The sequence below is a fragment of the Pseudomonas sp. Lb2C2 genome, assembly GCF_052112205.1.
In the GTDB taxonomy this organism is placed as follows: Bacteria; Pseudomonadota; Gammaproteobacteria; order Pseudomonadales; family Pseudomonadaceae; genus Aquipseudomonas; species Aquipseudomonas kilonensis.
Genome location: NZ_JAUTYW010000010.1, coordinates 86,871 through 109,105 on the forward strand (window position 1 = coordinate 86,871; position 22,235 = coordinate 109,105).

Annotated in this window: 19 protein-coding genes; 13 read left to right on the plus strand and 6 right to left on the minus strand. The window is 62.4% G+C overall.

Features of this window, described 5'->3' with window-relative positions; genetic code table 11:
• Positions 1-3: 3 nt before the first annotated feature.
• The 12 genes from Q7F16_RS26510 to Q7F16_RS26565 all read left to right on the plus strand — a co-directional run bounded on the left by Q7F16_RS26510 (position 4) and on the right by Q7F16_RS26565 (position 15,381).
• Complete coding sequence (locus Q7F16_RS26510; RefSeq protein WP_409557081.1) at positions 4-1,713, plus strand: DUF2138 domain-containing protein; 1,710 nt, start codon at positions 4-6, stop codon at positions 1,711-1,713.
• Positions 1,698-2,357, plus strand: coding sequence for a DUF1175 domain-containing protein (locus Q7F16_RS26515; protein WP_409557082.1), 660 nt, complete (start codon positions 1,698-1,700; stop codon positions 2,355-2,357). Before Q7F16_RS26510 ends, Q7F16_RS26515 begins: the two co-directional genes overlap by 16 nt.
• Positions 2,354-6,922, plus strand: a complete 4,569-nt coding sequence (locus Q7F16_RS26520; RefSeq protein ID WP_409557093.1) for an alpha-2-macroglobulin family protein — start codon at positions 2,354-2,356, stop codon at positions 6,920-6,922. The genes Q7F16_RS26515 and Q7F16_RS26520 overlap by 4 nt, the downstream gene beginning before the upstream one ends.
• A gap of 1 nt (position 6,923) precedes the next feature.
• Positions 6,924-8,543, plus strand: coding sequence for a DUF2300 domain-containing protein (locus tag Q7F16_RS26525; protein ID WP_409557083.1), 1,620 nt, complete (start codon positions 6,924-6,926; stop codon positions 8,541-8,543).
• Positions 8,544-8,546: 3 nt separating this feature from the next.
• Positions 8,547-9,371 (plus strand): YfaP family protein, encoded by an 825-nt coding sequence (locus Q7F16_RS26530; protein WP_095963445.1) that lies wholly within the window; start codon positions 8,547-8,549, stop codon positions 9,369-9,371.
• 352 nt (positions 9,372-9,723) lie between these two features.
• Positions 9,724-10,305, plus strand: a complete 582-nt coding sequence (locus tag Q7F16_RS26535; protein WP_095963446.1) for a YjfI family protein — start codon at positions 9,724-9,726, stop codon at positions 10,303-10,305.
• Positions 10,306-10,327: 22 nt separating this feature from the next.
• Entirely contained in the window at positions 10,328-11,026 is a 699-nt protein-coding gene (locus Q7F16_RS26540) for a PspA/IM30 family protein (protein ID WP_003185899.1), read from the plus strand.
• A gap of 336 nt (positions 11,027-11,362) precedes the next feature.
• Positions 11,363-12,397: an ion channel gene (locus tag Q7F16_RS26545; RefSeq protein WP_409557084.1), complete on the plus strand. Its 1,035-nt coding sequence runs from the start codon at positions 11,363-11,365 to the stop codon at positions 12,395-12,397.
• Complete coding sequence (locus Q7F16_RS26550; protein ID WP_046064803.1) at positions 12,384-13,046, plus strand: DUF2491 family protein; 663 nt, start codon at positions 12,384-12,386, stop codon at positions 13,044-13,046. Before Q7F16_RS26545 ends, Q7F16_RS26550 begins: the two co-directional genes overlap by 14 nt.
• 15 nt (positions 13,047-13,061) lie before the next feature.
• Entirely contained in the window at positions 13,062-13,490 is a 429-nt protein-coding gene (locus Q7F16_RS26555) for a DUF350 domain-containing protein (RefSeq protein ID WP_014340424.1), read from the plus strand.
• Positions 13,491-13,509: 19 nt separating this feature from the next.
• A complete protein-coding gene (locus tag Q7F16_RS26560) occupies positions 13,510-14,211 on the plus strand; it encodes a DUF1190 domain-containing protein (RefSeq protein ID WP_046064801.1) in 702 nt (233 codons plus the stop codon).
• A gap of 12 nt (positions 14,212-14,223) precedes the next feature.
• The gene (locus tag Q7F16_RS26565) at positions 14,224-15,381 is read left to right on the plus strand and encodes a glutathionylspermidine synthase family protein (RefSeq protein ID WP_409557085.1); all 1,158 of its coding nucleotides are present in this window, start codon (positions 14,224-14,226) and stop codon (positions 15,379-15,381) included.
• Between the two features lie 137 nt (positions 15,382-15,518).
• Here the strand turns inward: Q7F16_RS26565 and Q7F16_RS26570 are convergent, their stop codons facing one another.
• The 6 genes from Q7F16_RS26570 to Q7F16_RS26595 are packed head-to-tail and all read right to left on the minus strand — an operon-like array spanning position 15,519 to position 21,263.
• On the minus strand, positions 15,519-16,451 hold the full coding sequence (locus Q7F16_RS26570) for a phosphatidate cytidylyltransferase (protein WP_003205974.1): 933 nt from the start codon (positions 16,449-16,451) through the stop codon (positions 15,519-15,521).
• A gap of 1 nt (position 16,452) precedes the next feature.
• Positions 16,453-17,073 carry a lysophospholipid acyltransferase family protein gene (locus Q7F16_RS26575; RefSeq protein ID WP_046064799.1) on the minus strand — a complete coding sequence of 207 codons (621 nt, stop codon included), beginning with the start codon at positions 17,071-17,073 and terminating at the stop codon, positions 16,453-16,455.
• A 9-nt stretch (positions 17,074-17,082) separates the two neighbouring features.
• Positions 17,083-17,538: a hypothetical protein gene (locus tag Q7F16_RS26580; RefSeq protein ID WP_409557086.1), complete on the minus strand. Its 456-nt coding sequence runs from the start codon at positions 17,536-17,538 to the stop codon at positions 17,083-17,085.
• The gene (locus tag Q7F16_RS26585) at positions 17,528-18,871 is read right to left on the minus strand and encodes a phosphatase PAP2/dual specificity phosphatase family protein (RefSeq protein ID WP_409557087.1); all 1,344 of its coding nucleotides are present in this window, start codon (positions 18,869-18,871) and stop codon (positions 17,528-17,530) included. Before Q7F16_RS26585 ends, Q7F16_RS26580 begins: the two co-directional genes overlap by 11 nt.
• On the minus strand, positions 18,871-20,628 hold the full coding sequence (locus Q7F16_RS26590) for a bifunctional alpha/beta hydrolase/class I SAM-dependent methyltransferase (RefSeq protein ID WP_409557088.1): 1,758 nt from the start codon (positions 20,626-20,628) through the stop codon (positions 18,871-18,873). The genes Q7F16_RS26585 and Q7F16_RS26590 overlap by 1 nt, the downstream gene beginning before the upstream one ends.
• A gap of 11 nt (positions 20,629-20,639) precedes the next feature.
• Positions 20,640-21,263, minus strand: a complete 624-nt coding sequence (locus Q7F16_RS26595; protein WP_079302758.1) for a CDP-alcohol phosphatidyltransferase family protein — start codon at positions 21,261-21,263, stop codon at positions 20,640-20,642.
• Positions 21,264-21,659: 396 nt separating this feature from the next.
• Between Q7F16_RS26595 and Q7F16_RS26600 the strand changes: the two genes are divergently transcribed.
• Entirely contained in the window at positions 21,660-22,118 is a 459-nt protein-coding gene (locus tag Q7F16_RS26600; RefSeq protein ID WP_018612551.1) for a GNAT family N-acetyltransferase, read from the plus strand.
• Positions 22,119-22,235: the final 117 nt, after the last annotated feature.

A 22,235-nucleotide genomic window follows, 5' to 3' on the forward strand; every position in this document is an offset into this window, starting at 1 on the left:
AATATGAGCGACAACACTGCTGCCCCGACCACGCCGACACCTGTCGCCAAACCTGTGCGCCGCTGGCCGGCGATACTGATCGGGCTGTGCCTGGTCGCCGGTGTCGCTGCCGGGTTGGGCTGGTTCATGACCAAGCCCAAGGCGCCGCCCATGGAGTTGGCGTTGGAAAAGCTCGGCGTGAGCCGTCCCGACGGCTTGCTCGAGGCCCATTCTCTGAGCCAGTTGCCCAAGGACCTGTTGGCGGTGCCGTTCCTCAAGGCCACGCTCACTGAGGACTTCGTCTTCTATTACGAGGCCCATGCCGATCATCTCGGGCTGATCGGCAGCCTGCGCCGGATCATCTACGAGCATGACCTCAAGCTGCAGGACAGCCTGATCGAAGAGCTTTTCGACCAGCCGGCCGATGTCGCGTTGTGGCGTGGTGCGGACGGTCGCCTCAAGGACTTCCTGTTGGTGATGGATCGCGGTGGCCTGGCCAAGGTCCTGGAACCGTTGGCGAAAGTCGCCCTGGACGACACTCAGTTGAGCAAGCTCAGCGACCTGAAAGTCAGCGGCGATGAAGTCGCGCTCTACCAGCTCAACTACAACGCCAGCAAATCCCTGGTCTTCGCCTCCCATGGCGACAAGCTGGTCGTGCTGTCCAACCCGACCAAGCTCTACGACAAAGGCAATGGTCCTACCGACGAACCTGGCATGGTCTCGACCCAAGCCCTGGAAGCACTGCTGGCCGGTGAAAAGCTGTTCCCGGAAGCCTTCGGCCTGCCGCCCAAGGCGCCCGAGGTCAAGCAACGCATCTCGGTCAACGCCAGTGTGCTCGCCATGGGCTACCAGCGTTTCATCCCGAACTTCGCCGGCTTGCGTTTCGACATGGACGACAAGGGCTGGCACAGCTTCCTGGCGATGGACGAGCTGGAAAACCAGCCGGACTTCGACTTCAAGCCGATCTGGCAAGCCATGCCCATGGGCGCCAGTGCCTGCGTGGCCTTGCCCCTGGCCGCCGAGCAACAGAAACCTTTGCTGGTAAAACTCGGCGCCGACGAAAAAGCCGCCCAGGCCATGGTCGACCATGTGGCCGGCGCGGCGGGCCTGTGCTGGTACGCCGATTCGCGCCTGTACACGCCGCTGTTGGTGGCGAGCCTGAATGAAGACGACGGCAAGCTCGACGCCGACCTGGGCAACCTGTTCGGTTCGATGGTCGGTGCTTATGAAAACAACGTTGCCGAGCATGCATTCCCGGTCGTCGAGAAGCAGCAAGGCTCGACGCACCAGTGGCTGCGTCAGGTCAGCTCCAATTTCGGCCCTTACCTGGCCAAGGACGCGGAGCAGCCTGAGGCGATTACCGGCAAGGCGTTCCTGCGGGTCAGCCTGGCACGCCACGGTTCGACCTTGCTGTTCTCCCTTGATGACAAGTTGGTGGACAAAGCCCTCGGCACCCTCGACAAACGCTTCCCACCCATGGCCGACGTGGTGCCCAAGGACCTGCTGATGCCGGTCTACTTCGGCCCGGACTCCATGGCGCAACTGATGCAGCGCGAAACCCTCGACAGCTTGCCCCAGGATATGGAACCGGTGTTCTACAACGCTGCGCAAACCTACCTGATCCCGAAACTGCGCACCCTCGGCGGCTACGGCAAATACGCCCTGACCTTGCCTGAAGGCAGCGAGCCGGACGGCCACTGGCAGTGGCTGCCGCTGGAATGGAAAGCGCTGTGACAGCACTGATCCGCAACTCCGCGTTGACGCTGCTGCTGGCGTTGCTCCTCGGCGGGCCTGCGCTTGCCGTCGAGGCGCCGGCGCTGGATGCGCAGCAATCCCAGGTCTTTCGCGCCTGGTTCGTGCGCATCGCCCAGGAACAGCTGACCAAAGGCCCGAGCCCGCGCTGGTATCAGCAGGATTGCGCCGGGCTGGTGCGCTTCGCCGCCAACGAAGCGCTCAAGGTCCACGATGAAAAATGGCTGCGCAGCAATGGCCTGTCCAATCGCTACCTGCCGCCGGAACTGCCGCTCAGCGATGGGCAGCGGCGTCTCGCCCAGCAGTGGCAACAGGGCGGCGGCAAGGTCGGGCCCTACGTCAATGCGATCAAGTTGATCCAGTTCAACAGCCGCCTGGTGGGCCGGGATGTCACCCAGGCCCGCCCCGGCGACCTGATGTTCTTCGATCAGGGCGACGACCAGCACCTGATGATCTGGATGGGCCGCTACATCGCCTATCACACCGGCACTACCACCCCAACCGACAACGGCATGCGCTCCGCAAGCCTGCAACAACTCATGAACTGGAAGGACACCCGATGGATACCCGACGCAGCCAACCCCAACTTCATCGGCGTCTATCGACTCAACTTTCTCTCCCAATGACCGGTGCCCGCATGCTGCGCTTGTGTTCAAAATTGCCCCTGCTGTTTGCCCTGTTGCTGGCACCTGTCGTGAATGCCGAAGACACGGTGGAGCCCAGCGGTTACACGCCGGTGTCCGGTGAAAGCTTCTTCCTGCTGGCCGACAGCAGCTTTGCCAGCGACGAGCAGGCCATGGTCCGCCTCGAAGCGCCGGGCCGCGACTACCGCCGGTTTCGCATGGAGCCCTACGGCGGCGCCGATATCCGCGTCTATCGCATCGACAAACCGCTGGATTTCCTCAAGCGCCAGAAGAACCTGCACCGCGTGGTCAGCGATGGCCAGTTCAAGGGTGAAGGCCTGTCGAATACCCTCGCGTACCTGTGGGACAACTGGTACCGCAAGTCCCGTCGAGTGATGCAGCGGGCGTTCTCCTACGAGTCGCGCCAGCAAGTCACTGAAGAAGTGCCGGAACTGAAGATCGGCAACGCCCTGGTCGCACCGACACCGTACGACGCTCCGGCGCAATTCGCCTTGATCCCGGGCTTGCCGGTGGTCAGTCAGTTCCGTTATCCGCTGTGGCAGGCCAAGCCGATCCAGCCGCCTGCGGGCGTCAATCTGGCCGGCTCGTCCAGCCAGTTTGTCAACGTCGCGCCGGGCAACGTCTATGTGCCGCTGGGCCAGTTGAAGCCTGGCCTGTACCTGGTGGAAGCGCTGATCGGCAAATACCGCGCAACCACCATGGTCTTCGTCTCCAACACTGTGGCGGTGAGCAAGATTGCCGGCGATGAACTGCTGGTCTGGGCCGCACGCAAGCATGAAGGGCGTTCGGTGCCCAAGGTCAACGTGCTGTGGACCGACGGCCTGGGCGTGATGAGCAGCGGGGCCACCGATGAAGACGGCCTGCTGCGCCTCAAGCACGTCAGCCCGGAGCGTTCGTTCGTCATTGGTGAAGACGAGGAGGGCGGGGTATTCGTCTCGGAAAACTTCTACTACGACAGCGAAATCTACGACACCAAGCTCTATGCCTTCACCGACCGGCCGCTGTACCGTCCAGGGGATTGGGTATCGCTGAAAATCGTTGGTCGTGAGTTCAAGAACGCCCGTGATTCGGTGCAACCGACTGCCGCCGACGTCAATGTCAGCGTGCTGGACGCCACCGGCACCGAGCTGCAAACCCTGGCCCTGAAGCTCGATTCCAAGGCCGGCACCCAAGGCCGTTTCCAACTGCCGGAAAACGCCGTGGCCGGCGGTTATGAACTGCGCTTGCGCTACAAGGACCAGCTCTACAGCAGCGCCTTTCGTGTCGCCGAATACATCAAGCCGCACTTCGAGATCGCCCTGAACCTGGCCAAGCAGGATTACCGCACCGGCGAACCGGTCAAGGGCAACCTCGTGCTGCTGTACCCGGACGGCAAACCAGTGGTGAATGCCACGGTGAGCCTGAGCCTGCGCGCCCAGCAATTGTCGATGGTCGATAACGAGCTGCAATACCTGGGGCAATTCCCGGTCGAGCTGACCAGCAGCGAAGTGACCACCGATGCCAAGGGCAACGCGACCCTCGACTTGCCGGCCGCCGACAAGCCGAGCCGCTACACGCTCACCGTGTTCGCCAGCGATGGCGCGGCGTATCGGGTCAAGACCACCAAGGAAATCCTCATCGACCGTGGCGCGGCGAATTTCCGCCTGAGCGCTCCCCAGCGGTTCAGCGCCGCCGGCCAGAAGGTGTCGTTCAGCTACGCCAACGAAGGCGGCAACGAACAAGCCAAAGCTGTGACGCCAGGCAGCTATGCCTGGGTGCGCCTGGAAGACCAGAGCACCGGCGAAGGCAAGCTGGCGGCCAAGGACAAGGGCTTCAGCCTGACCTTCGAGCGCCCTGGCACCTACAACCTGACGCTCAAGGACGATCATGGCCGAGTCGTTGGCGCCGCCGCCCACGCGGTAACCGGTGAAGGCATCAAGGCCGTGCCGGGCACTGTCGAGATCGTCTTCGACAAGCCTGAATACAAGACCGGTGACGAAGCGCTGGCGCTGATCACCTTCCCGGAACCGGTCAGCGATGCGCTGCTGTCGCTTGAGCGGGACAAAGTCGAGGCCACGGCGCTGCTGTCCAAGGGCGGCGACTGGCTGAAGATGGAAAAACTCAGCGACACCCAATACCGCGCGCGCATTGCCGTGAAGGATAGCTTTGCGCCCAACCTGACCTTCTCGGTGCTGTACACCAAGGGCGGCCAGTACAGCTTCCAGAACGCCGGCATCAAGGTGGTCACGCCGCAGATCGACGTTGCCGTCGTCACGGATAAAGCCACCTACCGCCCGGGCGACACGGTGACCGTGGACCTGAGTACCCAGTTCGCCGGCAAGGCGATCCCCGCGCACCTGACGGTCAGCGTGGTGGACGAAATGGTCTATGCCCTGCAACCGGAAGTGGCGCCGACCATCGATCAGTTCTTCTATCACCCGCGTCGCAACAACGTGCGCACCAGTGCCAGCCTGTCGTTCATCAGCTACGACGTGGCGCTGCCAGGCAGCCCTGGCGCGCCGGGCAAGGCCAACCGCAGCGAACGCGGGGTCAAGGTGCTGGAGCGGCCGCGTCGTGAAGACGTCGACACCGCTGCCTGGCAACCGGAGCTGGTCACCGACGCCAACGGCAAGGCCCGCTTCACGTTCAAGATGCCGGACTCGCTGACACGCTGGCGCATCACCGCCAAGGCCATTGCCGACGACGGCCAGGTGGGCCAGAAGAAGCAGTTCATCGTCTCGGAAAAGCCGCTGTACCTGAAGTGGAGCGGCCCGACCCGTTTCCGTATGGGCGACAAGCCGCAACTGGGCCTGTTCGCCTTCAGCCAATCGGAAAAACCACTGAAGGCCGAGCTGCTGATCCGTTACGCCGGCGCTGAACAGCGCGTGGTGGCGGAGCTGAAAAACGGCATCAACTATGTGGCGCTGCCGGTCCTGGAACTGAGCAGTGGCGACTTGACCGTGCAGTTGCAATTGAATGGCGAAACCCAGGACGCCCTGGCCATGCACTTGAACGCCAGCGGCAACGGTTGGCAAGTCACCCAGAGCCAACGCCTGGATGTGGCGAGCGGCGACACCCCGCTGACCCTGCCGGCCGACGCCAGCGATATTCGCCTGCGCCTGGACGACAGCCCCCAAGCGTTGTTCCGTTCGGCCCTGGATGACCTGCTGAGCTACCCATACGGTGGCGTCGAGCAGACCGCCAGCCGTCTGTTGCCGTTGAGCATTGCCTATCCGACCCTGGCGTCGAACCCGCAGATCCGCGACCGTTTGCGGTTGATCATGCAGAACAGCCGCTTGCGCCTGGTGCAGATGGCCGGACCGTCGGCGAGCTTCACCTGGTGGGGCCAGGACGGTGAGCCGGATGCATTCCTCACCGCCTATGCCTATTACGCCGACTGGCACGCCAGCAAGGCCCTGGACCTGAGCCTGCCGCCGGAACACTGGCAGCGGGTGCTGGAGGTCTACGCCAAGCAGGCCGGCGATACGCCGCTGCTGCAGCGTGCGCTGATCCTGTCGTTCGCCAAGCAGATGCAACTGCCGGTGAACACCTTGCTCAGCGGCCTGATGGACGACCTGGCCAAGGCCAGTGAAGACAGTACCGAGAGCGTGCTGGACAGTGGCGAAGACAGCCTGGTCATGTACGCGCCGGACTCGGCCCTTGGCTTGGCCAGTGCCCGTGTCCTGACCGCGTCCCTGGCGAAACAGGCGAAGGTGCCGTTGCCGGCGGCCTTCAGCCGTCAAGCCGATGCGGCCCAGCAGCAACTGGAACTCAGCTCGCAGCCGTTCGTCGAGGCCCTGGTGCTGTCGTTGCAGAGCTTCGATCAGGCCCGCGCCACTGCATTGCTGGAGCGCGTGTTGCCGCAGCAGTCCACCTTGGAACGGGCCCTGGCCCTGACCTGGTTGCAGGGCAGCATCGAACAGGCGGCACCGGCCGTGGCCCTGGCGCCGGGCGAAGGTTGGGCAGCCAAGCAGGGTGTGACCGGTGAAACCTACTGGCAGTGGCAGGGTGCGCAGCTTCCAACGATGCTGACCCTGACCGGTGCCCAGGAGCGTCCACTGCAAGCGGCACTGAGTTTCCAGAGCCAGCAACCGCCGGTAGCGCCGATGGCTGTGTCCATCACCCGTCGCCTGTCGCGTCTGGTGCCGGGCGACGAGGCCTTCACCTTCAAGCTCGAAGCCGTGGGCAACAAGCCGTTGTCCAGCGACAGCCTCTACCTGGATGAAGTGATCATCAACAGCAAGGCGCCGACACCACTGCGCTACGGCATGCTCGAAGTGCCGCTGCCGCCGGGCGCCGACGTGGAGCGCACCACCTGGGGTATCCAGTTGATGGGCAAGGCCGACAGCGAGCCGACGTCCCTGGAAAGGGCTCGCTTCGAGCCCGGCCAGATGGCGTATGCAGTGCCGGTGGATGCCCTCAGTGGCGAGCTGCGCCTGCGGCACTTGGTGCGCTTCTCCCAGAAAGGCCAGTTCACTTTGCCGCCAGTGCGCTTCACCCAGGTCTACGCGCCGCAACACCAGGCGCGGGAACAGAAACCGGCGCTCGGTCAGGTCACGGTCAACTGATATGCGTTGGCTGCTGGTTGGGTGGCTGCTGTGCTTGATCCCTGCGCTGGCAACAGCGCAGGACGAGCCGTTGCGCCTGGCCTTCGACGGTCAGTTGCTGCAAGTGAGCCAGACCCAGGTGCTGGCTCGCCAACCATTGCCCGACACTTTGCAGGCGCCACTGGGCAGCCTGTGGAAGCTGTTTGTCTACGCCTGGCTGGTGGACACCGACGCTCGCGAACCGGTCTATGAGTGCCGCGGCGAGTCGAAGGAAGAAGTCTATTGCTGCAATGCCGGGCAGAGCATCGGTCGCGACCAGGCACTGGTGAAGTCCTGCGGCTTGTATTTCGAGCCGCAGCGGCTCGGGCTGTCGGCCGCGAACTGGCGTGATTACTGGCAGGCCCGTCAGGCGCCGGCCTGGTTGTTGGATCTGCCGACCTTGCAACCCCAGACGCAAGTGCCCGTCGCGCAATTGCTCAAGGCCCTGGCCACGCTGCCGGCCCAGGAGCAGGCCCGACGGGTGCTGCTGGATGTGGCACTCAGCGCGGCCGACGGGCGACTGGTCGGCGAATTGGGCAGTCGCCTGCGGGTCAAGACCTGGAGCTGGCTGGGTGATCAGGGGCCTTCATCGCGACAGGGCGGTTTCGCCGGTTGGCTGGCCGATGGCACCCCGGTATGGGCCGGTGGCCGCGGCACCAGCCAGCAGGTCCTGAAGGTCTACGGCGAAGGGTTGGCTGCAGCATTGCCGTCACGCTGGCCGGCGGAAACCGGGCGTTGCGTGGAAGTCGGCCTGTTTGCCCGCTATCCCTTGCAACGGGTGATGTCCGGTGACCGTCCGGCCTCGCCAGGTCAACTGCGCGGCGACTACCGGGTCGAATTTACCAACGGCAATCAATTGGACATCCACAGCGATGGCGAGCTGTTCCTGATGCCCGGCAAGCTGGTGGCGCGCCTGGACCGCGAGGAATACGTCGCCCGGGTCTTGCAGCGCGAAGCCAAGGCCGAGCCTGCCGAAGCTGCCAAGGCCCTGGCCGTGGCGATTCGCACCTATTTGCTGCAGAACGCCCAACGCAACGGTGATTGCCTGAGCATCGACGACAGCAGCCATCGCCAGCGTGTCGCGCCACGCCCGGCGGCGCCGCAAACCCGCGCCATTGCCGCCTGGACCAGCGACCTGGTCCTGGCCGGCACCGATGTCACCTACCACTCCGACCAGCCTGGCCCGGACAAACTGTCCTGGGCGCAAGCGGTGGAGCAAGCCAACGCCGGCCAACGCTACGACGCCATCCTGCTGCATGCCTACCCGCGTGCCAGCCTCAGCCGCTGGGACAACCCGGTGGCATCCTGCGAAGCGCTGCCCGCCGCCCAGGACTGGCTGCTGAAACAGCGCCGAGGTTGGCGTGAGCGGCTGGAAAGTGAAGTGGGCTACAACGAAATCAGCGCTTTCGCCGTCTGCCGCGTCGCCTTCGGCCGGCCTTATGTCGACCGCGAGCGCCAGCGCATCTACGTGCGCGGCGTGCTGTCGCTGCAGGATCGTCTCGACCTGACGCATGAATATCTGCACCTGGCCTTCGAAGCTCATCCCAACGGCCAGGATGAAACCTATATCGAAGGGCTCGCCCGTCACCTCTTGCTGGAATAGACCATGACACTCCGTTATCCACAGGTCTTGCTGTTGCTCTGCGCCCTGACCGCGTTGCCCTCGGCCATGGCCGCCGACACTATCAAGCTCGACACTCCGATTGGCGGCTGGCGCAGCGGTGCGCCGGGCGGTGAAGGCGAAAGTTTCAGCCAGACCGTCAACTACCCGGCCTCGTCGGTCAACACGCCCCCAGGCCAGGCCAACACCGCGCGCATTACTGGGCAGATCAAAGGCGCACCCAAGGACAGCAACGCGCCGGGCCAGCTGATCGTCAACGGTGTGAGCCTGCCGCTGAAACTGGATGGGGAAGGCCGCTTTGACCGGCCATTCTCGTTCCCTAACGGCAGCAACAGCGTCGAAGTGCGCAGCGCCGATGGCCAGCAGCGCCACCGCACGCAATTTCTCAACACCAGCGGCGGTGCCACACCGGCCAAGCTGCGGGTGTTGCTGACCTGGGACAGCGACGGCACCGACCTGGACCTGCACCTGGTCACGCCCGACGGCGCCCACATCTGGTACGGCGACCGTGCCGTCGCCAACGGCGGCGCCCTCGACGTCGACGTCACCACCGGCTACGGCCCGGAAATCTTCGCCATGCCCGCGCCAATCAAAGGCCAGTACCTGGTGTATGTGAACTACTACGGTGGCGGTTATCGCTATCAGGAAGACGGCGAGGACGGTGGAGAACAAGCGCAGCAAGCCCTGACCACCGCACAAGTCACCGTGATCACCGAAGAAGGCACGCCGAACGAGAAGATGGAAACCTTCGTCGTGCCGATGCGGGCGGTGGGTGAGCTGACGTTGGTCAAAAGCTTTAGCTATCCGTAAGTCGCCATCAGCAGTCACAACTGATGTTGCAGCCTGTGGACGTCCCCCTGTGGGAGCGAGCTTGCTCGCGATGACGGTCTTGCATCCAGCATCAATGCAAGCTGACCCACCGCCATCGCGAGCAAGCTCGCTCCCACAGGGAGGATGAGTCGCTAAAAAAAATCTCACGCGTGAGCTATTGTGAGGTTTCGAAAGTACCTGTAGTGTTTCTCACGCGTGAGTTTTTCACAGTGGGGTCAGTACCATGCCAACCAGCTCTCCATCAGATCCGCAAGACGGGTCTGTAACCGATTCAACGAGCCGCACGGGAGAGCGCGCCAAACCCTCCGCGAAAAAACCATCGAGCTTCTACATGAAGCAGATGCGCGCGGGCCTGAGTGCCGCCGGGTATGTGAAACACGAGACTTGGGTGCTTCCCGAAAACCGAAGCCTGCTCAAGCAAATGGAGAAACAGCTACGCCAACCGATTCTGGCTGGCTCATTCATGTCGGAGGATTACATGAGCGCAGGTAATAACTGGAACATCGATCGCCTCTACAGCGCCCTTCAGGCCCTGGACGACGTGGTCGCGAACGACATCACTCTCTCTCTCGTCCAAGGCTCCGAGTCCAGCATCAAGCTGGAAATGAATGACTTCGGTGGCTTGCCGATCTACATCGCAGTGGTGGGCGACCAGATCATCGTCGATACCGTCCTGGTGGACGTCGAGTCGATCAACGACGTCGCGGCCTTCAACGATGCCGTGCTGCGCAGCCGGGAGATGTTCCCGCTGTCGTCCATCGGCATCGAGACCATGCCCAACGGACAGGTCGTCTACAACATGTTCGGTGCGTTGAGCTCCGACTCCAGCCTGACCAACGTCGTCACCGAGGTCAAAACCCTCGTCGACAACGTCCAGCGCGCCAGCGAAGCCTTCGAACGCTTCTTCATTTAATTCGCCGAATAGGAACCATCCAATGACTCAGTCCATCTGGAGCAAGTTGTTCACCGCACTGCGTGGCGGTGCCAACGAAGTCGGCGAATCGATCGTCGACCAACAGGCCCTGCGCATCCTCGACCAGGAAATTCGCGATGCCGACAGCGCGCTGGCCAACGCTAAGCGTGAGCTGGTCACCATCATGGCCAAGCACAAACTGGCGACCGATCGCGTCGGCGAATACAACGCCAAGATCAAGGACCTGGAAGCCAAGGCCCTGGCCGCGATCCAGGCCAACCGCGAAGACCTGGCGCTGGAGGTGGCCGAAGCCATTTCGACCCTGACCAACGAACTGGACGCCGAGCAGAAGCACGCGACCGAATTCGGTGGTTACGCGGACAACATGCGCAAAGACATCACCAAGGCCGAAAGCCGGATCAAAAGCCTGCGTCAGCAAGTGGACATGGCCAAGGCCCGCGAAAGCGTGCAGAAGGCACAGGTCAGTGCTTCGATCGCCAGCGGCGGCGCCAATGGCAAGCTGGAAACCGCTGTCGGTACGCTCAACCGCCTGCAGGCCAAGCAACAGCAACGTGCCGCTGAGCTGCAAGCTCAGGATGAACTGGCTGAGGCTTCCACTGGTTCGGACCTGGAGCGCAAGCTGCGCGATGCCGGCATCACGCCGAACGAAGGCAGCGCCAATGCGATCCTGGAACGCTTGAAGAAAAAATCGGCTGAGTGATCGGTTCGGCCTGATCAATCAAGGCAGGCCGAGCACAAAACCTGTGGCGAGGGGATTTATCCCCGCTGGGCTGCGAAGCGGCCCCAAAGCAGCGAACGCTACCTGACTGACACACCGAGGTGTCAGGTTTTAGGGCTGCTTCGCAACCCAGCGGGGATAAATCCCCTCGCCACAAGGACTGTGCCTGGCCTGCCTGCTCATCGGATTTATTGTCACCAAGGTACTTTTATCCAAGCCGCGCAACAGGTTTAATGCTGTCCGGCCACTACGCTCGAGCACTCAGGCGCCAGAGCGATTATCCCGCCAGGAACGAAGCCCCACGGAGTCAGGGACGAAATGTCGATTTTCCTTTTGTTGCGCACGTACGCGTCGTCCTTCTTCCATCGGTTCGGCTGGGCGGGCCTGGCCATTGCGTTGGGCGTGCACCTGTCCACGGCCTGGATCGGCCTGGTGCTGTTGGGCGAGCAACACCTCATCGCCGCCGCCACGTTTATCTACTTCTATCTCACCACCACGCTCACCGTCGGCTATGGCGATCTGTTGCCACAGACATCCGCCGGGCGAATTTTCGTGGCGACCTGGATCATGCTCGGGGGCATTGCCCTGTTGACGACGGTCATCGGCAAAACCACCAGCAGCGTCATCGATGTACGGAGAAAAGGCATGAAGGGCAAAGGCGATTTCACCGGTAAAGTCGGCCACACGGTTCTCATCGGTTGGGAGGGCGCCTCCAGCGAGCGGGTCATCGAATTGCTGCTGCAGGACGAAACGTCCAATGACAACCTGATCGTCATCTGCGATTGCGATCTCGAAGAAAACCCCATGCCTGGCAAGACCTCGTTCATCAAGGGCGACAGCCTGTCCTCCGTCGCGCTGTTGCAGCGTGCCGGCGTGCCGGGTGCCGAACGCGTGCTGGTACGAACCCATTCCGACGACCTGACCCTGGCCACCGTGCTGGCGGTCAATCAATTGGGGCCTGCCGGGCATGTGGTCGCACACTTCAATGACAGCGAAATCGCCGCCCTCGCCAGTGCCTATGCGCCGAGCCTGGAATGCACCTCCAGCATGGCCATCGAAATGCTGGTGCGTGCCTCCCAGGACCCGGGCTCGTCCGTGGTCATCAATGAATTGCTCTGCGTCGGCCAAGGCGCCACCCAGTACCTGATGAAGCTCCCCGAGGCGTTTGAAGCGACGTTCGGCGACCTCTATACCCGGATGAAAGAGCAGCACAACGCTACGCTGATCGGCTACCGCGCCCAGGGCGCCCGCCAGCCGTCGATCAACCCGCCCGGCGCCACCCGCGTCGTGGGCGGAGAACTCTTCTACATCGCCTCCACGCGTCTCAAGGAAATTTCCCATGGGGTGGTTTAAACAGTTGATGGGGCTTGAGGCCCCGAACGCGAACACGACAGCCAGCCATAACGCGCCCGTCACCGGGCCGCTGGGCCTGGCCTCCGGCAAGCAGGTCATGTTCGACTCCACGCTCAAGTTGCTGCTCGACGGCAACAGCGCCGTGGCCATCCCGGGCTCCCAACAGATCTGGAGCCTGGGCATCGTCGACCTCGGGCAGTCGAACTGGCTGTCGCGTTGCTACATGAACGACGAAGACTACTGGCTGCAAGTGCACACCAGCGGCGACATCGCCGGGCAGGTCGAGTCGGTGATCCTGTTCAACTACCTCAGCTACGTCACGATCAACAGCGAAGCGGAATTGCGGCGCCTGGCCGGCCCTGAAAGCCTGATCGGCCTGCCGACTTACACCCACGACGGCGTCGAGTACACCCGCGAATGGGGCACCGAGGCGGGCCAGACAGAGTTGGTGGGGATGAGCGAGCGCGTGAGCAACCCGGATGAGTCCTACAGCGTCGAGCACCGTTCGATGCTGTACGCCCGCGACACCGGCCTGACGGATCGCCGGGAGTTCCTGCTGTTCTCCGTCGAAGAGGACGCCGAAGGCACCGTCAGCCTGAGCACTTCGCTGGGTATTTCGCTGTACACCACTGACCTGAACACTCTTTGAATAAGGAAGAAGTCCATGCTTGAAGCGCTCTCCATTTCCCTGAACAAAGCCGCCGTGCTTGGCTTTGTCATGTACATCCTCGGCGCCGCCGTGCTGTTCGCGTTGTTCCAGTTCATCTACACCCGCGTCACGCCGCACAAGGAATTCGAACTGATCCGCTCGGGCAACGTGGCCGCGGCCATCGCCCTGGGCGGCGCCGTCATCGGTTTCGCCATCCCGGCCAGCAACGTGATCGCCTACTCGATCAGCATGCTGGACTTCGTCGTCTGGGCGGTGATCGCCGCTGTCGTTCAGTTGCTGGCGTTCCTGGTGACCAGCCTGGTGCTCAAGGGTGCTTCGGCGCGCATCAAGAACGGTGAAATCGCCGCCGGTATCTACATCGCTGCCGTGGCCATCAGCGTCGGCATGTTGAACGCCGCGTGCATGACGCCTTCCACCAACTGATTGCGCCACGGAGATCCCGATGAAACGAAGCAAGTACGTCCAGCTTTCGCTGGCCGCGTCGGTCGCCCTGGCGATATCCGGCTGCGGGCCAACGGAAAAAACCTACAAGTTGCAGAAGAAGTACAACTTCCAGTCCGTCCAGCAATGTGTCGATGAAAAGCTGCCGGTGGACATTTGCGCCGACGCCTACATGAGCGCCATGAGCGAGCATCGTCGCATCGCGCCGACGTACGCCAGCCAGGCCGATTGCGATGCCGACTTTGTTCCGGATTGGTGCCAGCAGGATTCGGCCGGCCAGTTCATCCCCAAGCTGGGTGGTTTCGAACTGAGCGCCGATGGCGAAGTTACGCAATCCCAGGTCGACGCCGCCCGCGCCCAGTTGCCGGCCTCGGAAGCGAACGTCGGTGGTTCAGGCTTCGGCAACCTGCTGACTGGCATGCTGATCGGCAACATGTTGAGCGGCAACCGCAACAGCTACTACTCCGAGCCGGTCTACCGCTACCGCGATGATCGCGGCAACTTCGGGTCTTCGACGCTCAGCCAGCGGGTTTCCAGCGGTTCGACCTTTACCCGGTCCAACCAGGCGCGGTACGGCAGCTATACCGACTCCATCAAGAGCAGCAAGGCGATGTCCGTCGCTTCGTCCACCTCTCGCGGTGGCTTTGGCAGCAAGTCCAGCGCCCGCAGCGGTTGGGGCGGTTCGAGCAGCTCCGGCGGTTGAGGAACCAGCGCCATGAAGAAGATCCATTGCGCAGAACGTCATGACTGGAAGCAGACGGCCGAGCAGCTCGGCTTTCTGTTCCACACCATCGACGACGAACCCTATTGGGACGAAAGCGCGTACTACCAGTTCACCCTCAAGCAGATCGAGGACGACCTGGAAGACCCGACCACCGAGATCCATGAGATGTGCATGGACCTCGTGGCCCGCGTGGTCCAGAGCGAAGAACTGCTGGAGCGCCTGAGCATTCCCGCGCCGTTCTTCGACCAGGTGCGCACTTCATGGCTGGAAGGCCACCCGCACCTGTATGGGCGCATGGATTTCTCCTACAACGGCACGGGCCCGGCCAAGCTGTTGGAGCTCAACTACGACACACCGACCAGCCTCTACGAGGCGGCGGCGTTCCAGTGGGGTTGGCTGGAGCAATGCATCGAGCGCGGCATGCTGCCGGCCCATGCCGACCAGTTCAACAGCATCGACACCAAGCTGCACCAGGCCTTTGCCCAGTTGCAGCTCAAAGAGCCGTTTTATTTCGCCTCGATGAAAGGCTCGGTGGAAGACAAGGGCACCACGGACTACTTGCGCCTGATCGCGGAAAAAGTCGGCATTGAATCGCGGCACATCGATATCGAAGACATCGGCCTCAACAGTGACGGGCGTTTTGTTGATCTGGAAGAGCGCTGGATTCCGCACCTGTTCAAGCTGCATGCCTGGGAGTTCATCTTCCACGAGCCGTTTGGTGAAGCGATTGCCCAGTGTGATACGCAGTTTTTCGAGCCGGCCTGGAAGTCCATCATCTCGAACAAAGGCATCCTGCCGCTGCTGTGGGAATTCAACAAAGGCCACCCGAACCTGCTCGCGGCCCACCTGGATACCGACACCAGCAAAGCGGTGCCCAAGGGCTGGGTGCGCAAGCCGTTCTTTTCCCGGGAAGGCGCCAACATCGAGCTGCAGACCGCTGATGGCCTGATCGTAAAAGAAGACGGCCCCTACACCGACGCGCCGTTCATCCTCCAGGAATTCGCGCCGCTGCCACGCTTTGACGACAGCTACACGCTGATCGGCTCATGGGTCATCGGCGACCAGGCCGCCGGCATTGGCGTGCGGGAAGACAACAGCCTGATCACCAAGGATTCCAGCCGGTTCCTGCCGCACCTGATCCTTGACTGATTACCCCCTCCACACCCAAACCCCTGTGGGAGCGAGCTTGCTCGCGATGGCGGTGGACCAATCAACATCGATGTTGACTGACCTGGCCCTATCGCGAGCAAGCTCGCTCCCACAGAGTCAGGCCGTCCACTGTTTTTTCAGGTCCACCAGTACCGCACCAGATGAAAGAAGATCGGCGCCGCGAAGCACACCGAATCCAACCGGTCGAGCATGCCGCCGTGGCCTTCGATCATGTGGCCCCAGTCCTTGACGCCGCGGTCGCGTTTGATCGCTGACATGACGATGCCGCCGGCAAACCCCAGCAGGTTGATCAGCAAGGCGATGAGGAACGACTGCCAGGGATTGAACGGCGTGATCCACCACAGCGCGCCACCGATCAGCGAGGCCAGGAAAATGCCGCCGACAAACCCTTCCACGGTTTTTGAGGGCGACAGGTTCGGCGCGATCTTGTGTTTGCCGAACAGCTTGCCGCAGACGTACTGCAACACATCCGAGAGCTGCACCACGATCACCAGGTACGCGATCAGCAACAGGTTGCGCCCTTCGAAACCGGCGATGTCCAGCGTCAGCAGAGCCGGGACGAAGGAGATGCAGAACACCGCAATCATCAAGCCCCATTGGACCTTGGAAGCGCGCTCCAGGAAGTGCGTGCTGTCGCCGCCCAGGGACGCCAGGATCGGCAGCAGCAGGAACACATACACCGGGATAAAGATCGAAAACAGCCCGTACCAGTCGTAGTAGATCAACAGGTATTGCAGCGGTAGCGCCAAGTAGAACGCCGCAACCAGGGCTGGATAATCACTGCGCCGGGTCGGGGTCAGGGTGAGGAATTCCCGCAGGGCATAGAACGACACCGCGTAGAACAACAGGATCACCGCCGCATTGCCGAGCCAGAACGCGATGCCGATCACCAGCACCATGATCCACCAGGCATTGATCCGGGCATTGAGGTTGTCGATAACCGAGTTCGGCGCGCCTTTGGTCCGCAGCCTGAGAATGAAACCGATCAACGAAGCCAGCACCAGAATGGCGCCGATCCCGCCAAACAACATCAGGGTATATCGATCCATGTCAGACGTGCTCCGGGGCCAGTGCCAGCAGCGCGGCGCGGCTGCGTTCAAGAAATTGCTCTTTGCTTTCACCTTCTTCGATGCACAGCGGCGCGCCGAAACTGGTGGTGCATAACAGCGGCAGCGGCAGGACACGGCCCTTGGGCATGACGCGGTTGAGGTTGGCGATCCACACCGGGATCACCTCGACCTCGGGGTGGTTTTTCATCAAGTGATAGATCCCGCTCTTGAAGGGCAACAGGCCTTCCTCCGGATTGCGCGTGCCTTCCGGAAAGATGATCAGCGAGTCGCCGTTTTCCAGCGCATCGAGCATCGGCTGCAATGGGCTGTAGGAAGGATCCTTGCGCTCACGGTCCACCAGCACGCCGTTGAACACCCGGTTGATGATGTAGCGACGCATCGGGCTGGTTTGCCAATAATCGGCCCCCGCCACCGGACGGGTGAGCTTGCGCAGCGCCGGCGGCAGCGAGGCCCAGAGCAACACGAAGTCACCGTGGCTGCTGTGGTTGGCGAAGTAGATCCGCTGCACCGGCGTCGGCGCGCAGCCGAGCCACAGGCTGCGAGCGCCCGTGACCATGCGAGCGGCGGAGGTGATGAGGTTGGCGACCACGGGTTCGAACATGAGGATTCCTTATCCTGAAAAGGCTAACCAGGGACTGGCCAGGATGAAGCCCAGCACCAAGACAACTTGTATGGCCAGCAACCGCGACTGCCGACGCAGCAGCAACAACGCACCGTGCCGGCGTTCGGTCCAGAGACGGCCGGCGCGTTCGGCCGGTTGCAGGCCCAGCGAGGTGAGGGCCTGGTCCAAGGTGTAGGTGCGTTCGGCCAGGGATTGGGTGCTGTCAGCCATGCGCTGAAACAGATCGGCATCGAATGCCACGCGCAGCGCCCAGTATTTTTCCAGCACGCCGAAGACGATCAGTGCGGCACTCAGCAGCAGCAACCACGGATCGATGACGCCCACCAGCCATTGGCCCAGTCCTACCAGCGCTGCCAGCAGCGTCAGCCCGGTGGAAAACTGGTCCAGCGAATGCCCTCGGCGCAACAGACTTGCCACGGTGTGGAGTTCCATATCAGTGATCATGGTCATTTCCCGGCGTTGTGGATAACTGTTCCAGCGCTCGACGGTGCGCCGCGTGCAAGACGATACGCGGTCGAGCGCGCTGGATTTGCACGATTGCCGCATCAACGTTCGCTGCCCGCCCACTGTGCAACAACCAGGCAACCACCGCGGTGGCGCTGCGTGAATAACCCAGGGCGCAGCAGACCAGCACCGGCCCGTGCTGGCGCAGGCTTTCGATGGCCTCTGCCGCTTTCAGGCATTGCTCGGCGGTCGGTGCGGTCAGGTCGAGCACCGGCAATGAGCGATAGGCGACCCCCGTGCTGTCCAGGGACAGTTCGGCGCAGAGGTCGAGCACCCCGGTAAACGCGCTGTCCTTCAGCTCCATCGGCGTGGGGATTCGCCCGAGCCAGACGCCATCCGCCACCTGATCCGGCTGCGGATGCTGGCGTGTCCACCAACGCGAATTGATCCACGCCGCCGCCAGATAAGGTGCCAGCAACCAACGCGCCGCCGGACTCAAGCGGCCGTCGGCACGCTTCTGGAAACCGTCGGCACCGAACAGCAGGTAATTCAACGCCACCATGAGCACCGCGACCGCCGGCCAGATCAGCCAGAGCCACGCGCCGCCCAAGGCAAACGCCGGGATGAACAGCGCCGCCGCGCCCAAGCCATAACGCAAGGCCAAGCGTCGGCGGGCAGGATCCGTCGCCAGACGTGCACTCAGCAGCGGACTCGGACGGTCCAGCGGCCACAGCCAGACACACAGCCAACCGGCCAGCGCGCCCGTGGGCAGGTCAATGAAGTGATGTTGATACGTGGTCAGCACCGACACGCCGATCAACGCGAACCAACCGTGCATCACCCAGCGCCAGAAGCCCTGCAGATGCCGCTGATAGCAGACCCACAGCACCACCAGTAACGCGATGTGCAGCGACGGCGCCTGGTTGAACGGCTTGTCGAAACCCGCCAGCACTTCGAACAACCAACCAAATACCCCGTCCATTTCCGGGCGGGGGAAGGTAAAGCGCAACGGCCAGAGCAAAAAGCAACTGACCGCAATCGCCTGGGCCGTGAGCAGGCGCAAGGCGTGGCGCTTGAGTTCTTCGCGACTGGTGGGCAACAGCAAGGACAGGCCGTACAGCAGATCAATCGACCAGTACGGCACGATGGTCCAGGCCATGAACGGCATGTGGCTTTCCCAGGCGAACACCAGCGTGCCGACGTCGTCACGCTGGGACGTGACCCAGGTGGCGAAGCCGTAAGTGGTGAAGAACAGCGGCGCCAGCAACAGCAGCCACAGCACCGCCGGTTTCAGCAGTGCGGGTTCGCGGGCTGGAGCGATGACGGCGCTCATTACTGCACTCGCTGAGCCAGCGAAACGCTGAAAATGCCCCATTCATCGACACGTAGGGTGATCTTGCGGAAGCCCGCCGCCTCAACCAATTGATCCATCTCCGCCTGCGTACGCCGACGCATCACCCAGGCTTGCCCTGCGCGGTGGCTGGTGAGGGCGCGGGCGATCAGTTCCAGTTGCGGGTGCCACGGCTGGCCGGTGTAGACCAGGAAACCGCCAGGCTCCACGGCTTCGGCCAGGCCAGCGAGGGAACCACCGACCAGTTGGTTGTCGGCAAACAGCTCGTACAGGCCCGACACCACGGCGAGGGTTGGTTTCGGCTCCAGCACCGCCAGATCCTGGCGGTCGAAGGCATCGCCTTTGACGAATCGGGCGATGTCGCCCAAGCCTTTTTCCACGATCAGCGCACTGCCGTCGCGCACGTTGATGTCGCTGTAGTCGCGCAGCAGAATCGACTCGGGCAACGGGCTGACGCCTTGCAGCGCTTCGAGAATGTAGCGGCCATGGCCGGCGGCGATGTCGACGATGCGCACCTCGCGGTCTTGGGCGCGCAACTCGGCCATCGCCAGGCGCAGCAATTCCTCGACGTTCAGCTTGCGCTGGCGAATGCCGCGCCAGCCGATGGAGTTCAGGTAGTTCTGGTCGATCATCTTGCCCAGCGCCGAGGTGCCGGTGGGGCGGTTGCGGTAGACGTAGTCCAGGGTGCTGCCGGAGTCGAACCCGGTGTCGAAGCCCAACTTCACCCCGGCCGACAATTTGCTGCCAAAACGCATGCTGGCGCGGGTCATGCGCCAGTAGAGGTCGCGCAGCGAGTTGTGCGGCAGCGGCGTGGCCAGGGTTTCGGCTTCGGCGCAGGTCGCGCCCAGGCGATCGGCGTCGAGCAGGGAAGGGCGGTCCAGCGGACGGGCAAAGTTCTGCAGGATGAAGCGGCGGGCACTGGCAACGGCCGGCGCTCGATTCTTCTCGCCGAGGGTGTCGTGGAAGAAACCCGGCAGGATGTGCTTCTCTTTGTGCAGGCTGCCCAGGCGCTCGAAGAACTGCTCCTGGGGTTTGCGGTGCACCACGAAGTCCGAGCCGGAGATCAACAGTTGCGTCGGCACCTGGATCGCCTGGGCATCGGCCACCACGCGGTCGGCGGCTTCGTACAGGCCCAGCAGCACGTTCACCGAAATGGCCTTGGTGATCAACGGATCGCTGTCGTAGGACGCCACGCGCTCCGGGTCATGGCTGAGGAATTTCGCCTTGACGTAGCTGTTGACGAAGAAATTGCCACGCAACTTGCGCATCAGCGCCAGGCCCGGACGGGCGAAGGGTACGTAGAGCTTGACCTTGAACGCCGGCGACGCCAGCACCAGCGAGCGAATGCGCGGCGCGTAGTCGTGGACCCAGGTGGACGCGATCACCGCGCCGACGCTTTGTGCGACCACGGCGATGTTCGCTTCGTCGATCTGATGCGCCGCGCCGATGTGATCGCAGAAGGTCTGCACATCCCGCGCACTGGTGGCAAAACTCGGGCTGTCGCCCCGTTCGCCAGGCGACTGGCCATGGCCGCGCGCGTCCCAGGCAAAGAAGTCGAACCCGGGCAGGTCCAGTTCATCCACCAGGTGCGCAATGCGCCCGGAGTGTTCATGGCCACGATGAAACAACAACACAGCCTGGCGGGGTTCACCCACCGCCGCGTCGACAGCCGGCCAGTGCCGGTAGAACAACTCTACGCCGTCAAAGGTAGTGAACGTCAGTTCCTGGGCTTCGCGCATTGCAAGTTCCTTTATGCTGAGGGAGCGTTTTCCTTCACTTGGCCCAGGCCATGACGGACCCGATTGACCAAGGTATAAACCAGCAGGGCGGCAACCACCGCCATCACACCATCTACCCAGAGCGCCCCGAGCCAACCCAGGGCAATGCCGGTCGCCAGCACGCCCAACACAAAGGCGCGATCACTCTTGCCCATCGGCCCGTCATACCGCCGCGAAGCTCCCACCATCGCCCCCAGCACGCCGGCGTATTCGCTGAACAACGCCAACAGCGTGACCAACAACACGAGCAACAGACTGGTATCGGCAAACAGGGCAAAAGGCAGGATCAGGGCAGCGTCGGCGATGATATCGCATAGCTCATTGAGGTAGGCGCCCAGATGCGATTGCTGGCCAAACTCACGCGCCAACATGCCGTCCACGGCATTCAACGCCATGCGCAGGAACATCCAGATCGGCACCAGGACGAAGATCCACGGATGGTTGGCAAACCAGGCGATGACCGCGCCGACCAATACCGAAACGATGCCGGCGAGCACCGTGACCTGGTTGGCGGTGACACCGTTGTTGTAGAGGCGTTGAACCATGGGGCGCAGCAGGTTTTGAAAGGCGGGCTTGAGTTGGTAGATGGAGGGCATCGGGGTGAGATCTCGGCCGGTTGCGGGGCTGGGCTTATACAGGTGCGAGATTACGATAGGTTGAGGGGTTGCAGGCGGGTATTTCTTGAGAATGAGTGCGGGTAGGCATCTATTCGCGTATTTATCTGCGCAAGACGCCTAGGAAACTGAAAAAAAGCTGACCCTGTGGCGAGGGAGCTTGCTCCCGCTGGGCTGCGCAGCAGCCCCAAAGCCTTTCAACGCGGTGACCGGGTAGGTTTACGACTGCTGCGCAGCCGAGCGGGAGCAAGCTCCCTCGCCACAATACCGACCTCACCAAAATTCCCCTGTGGGAGCGAGCTTGCTCGCGATGGCGATACGGCAAACAAATAGATCTTCAGCTTTACCACCCAAACAAATAAACAAGGAGTGTTTCAAATGCTGCAAATGGATTGGCTCACTAACCACATGGATAAAAGCGACCAGATGGCCGAGTGGCTCCATCGGGAATTCAGTTATGAATTTGCCCAGCAATCCCTCGCCAGTTGGCAGCAGGAATTCGCTGCGGGGCAGCACGATGGCCGTTGGAAGTGCCTGATCGCCATGGAACACGACCAGTTGCTCGGCGGCGCTTCACTGGCCAGCCACGACCTGCCTGACCAGCCAGAGCTGGGCCCGTGGCTGGCGTGTGTATTCATCACCCCAGAGGCTCGACGCAGAGGGCTTGCAGCGCAGTTGATCGAAGGCATCTGCAGTCATGCGCGAGAGGCTGGAATCATCACCTTGTTCCTGCACACCCACAGCCAACGTGACTATTACGCCAAGCTGGGTTGGGACGTGCTGGAGCGTTTTGAGGCTTGGGGGAAAGAGCAATGGCTGATGGCGCGGTGTTTATAGTCATCGGCGGGTTTTCCACGCCAAGCGTCTAAATTTAGCGAATCGCCCTACATCCATTCCCTCTTTTCCTGACTTATTTCTCTCGCCATCGCAGGCAGAGTCTCGCGCCCACTCCTG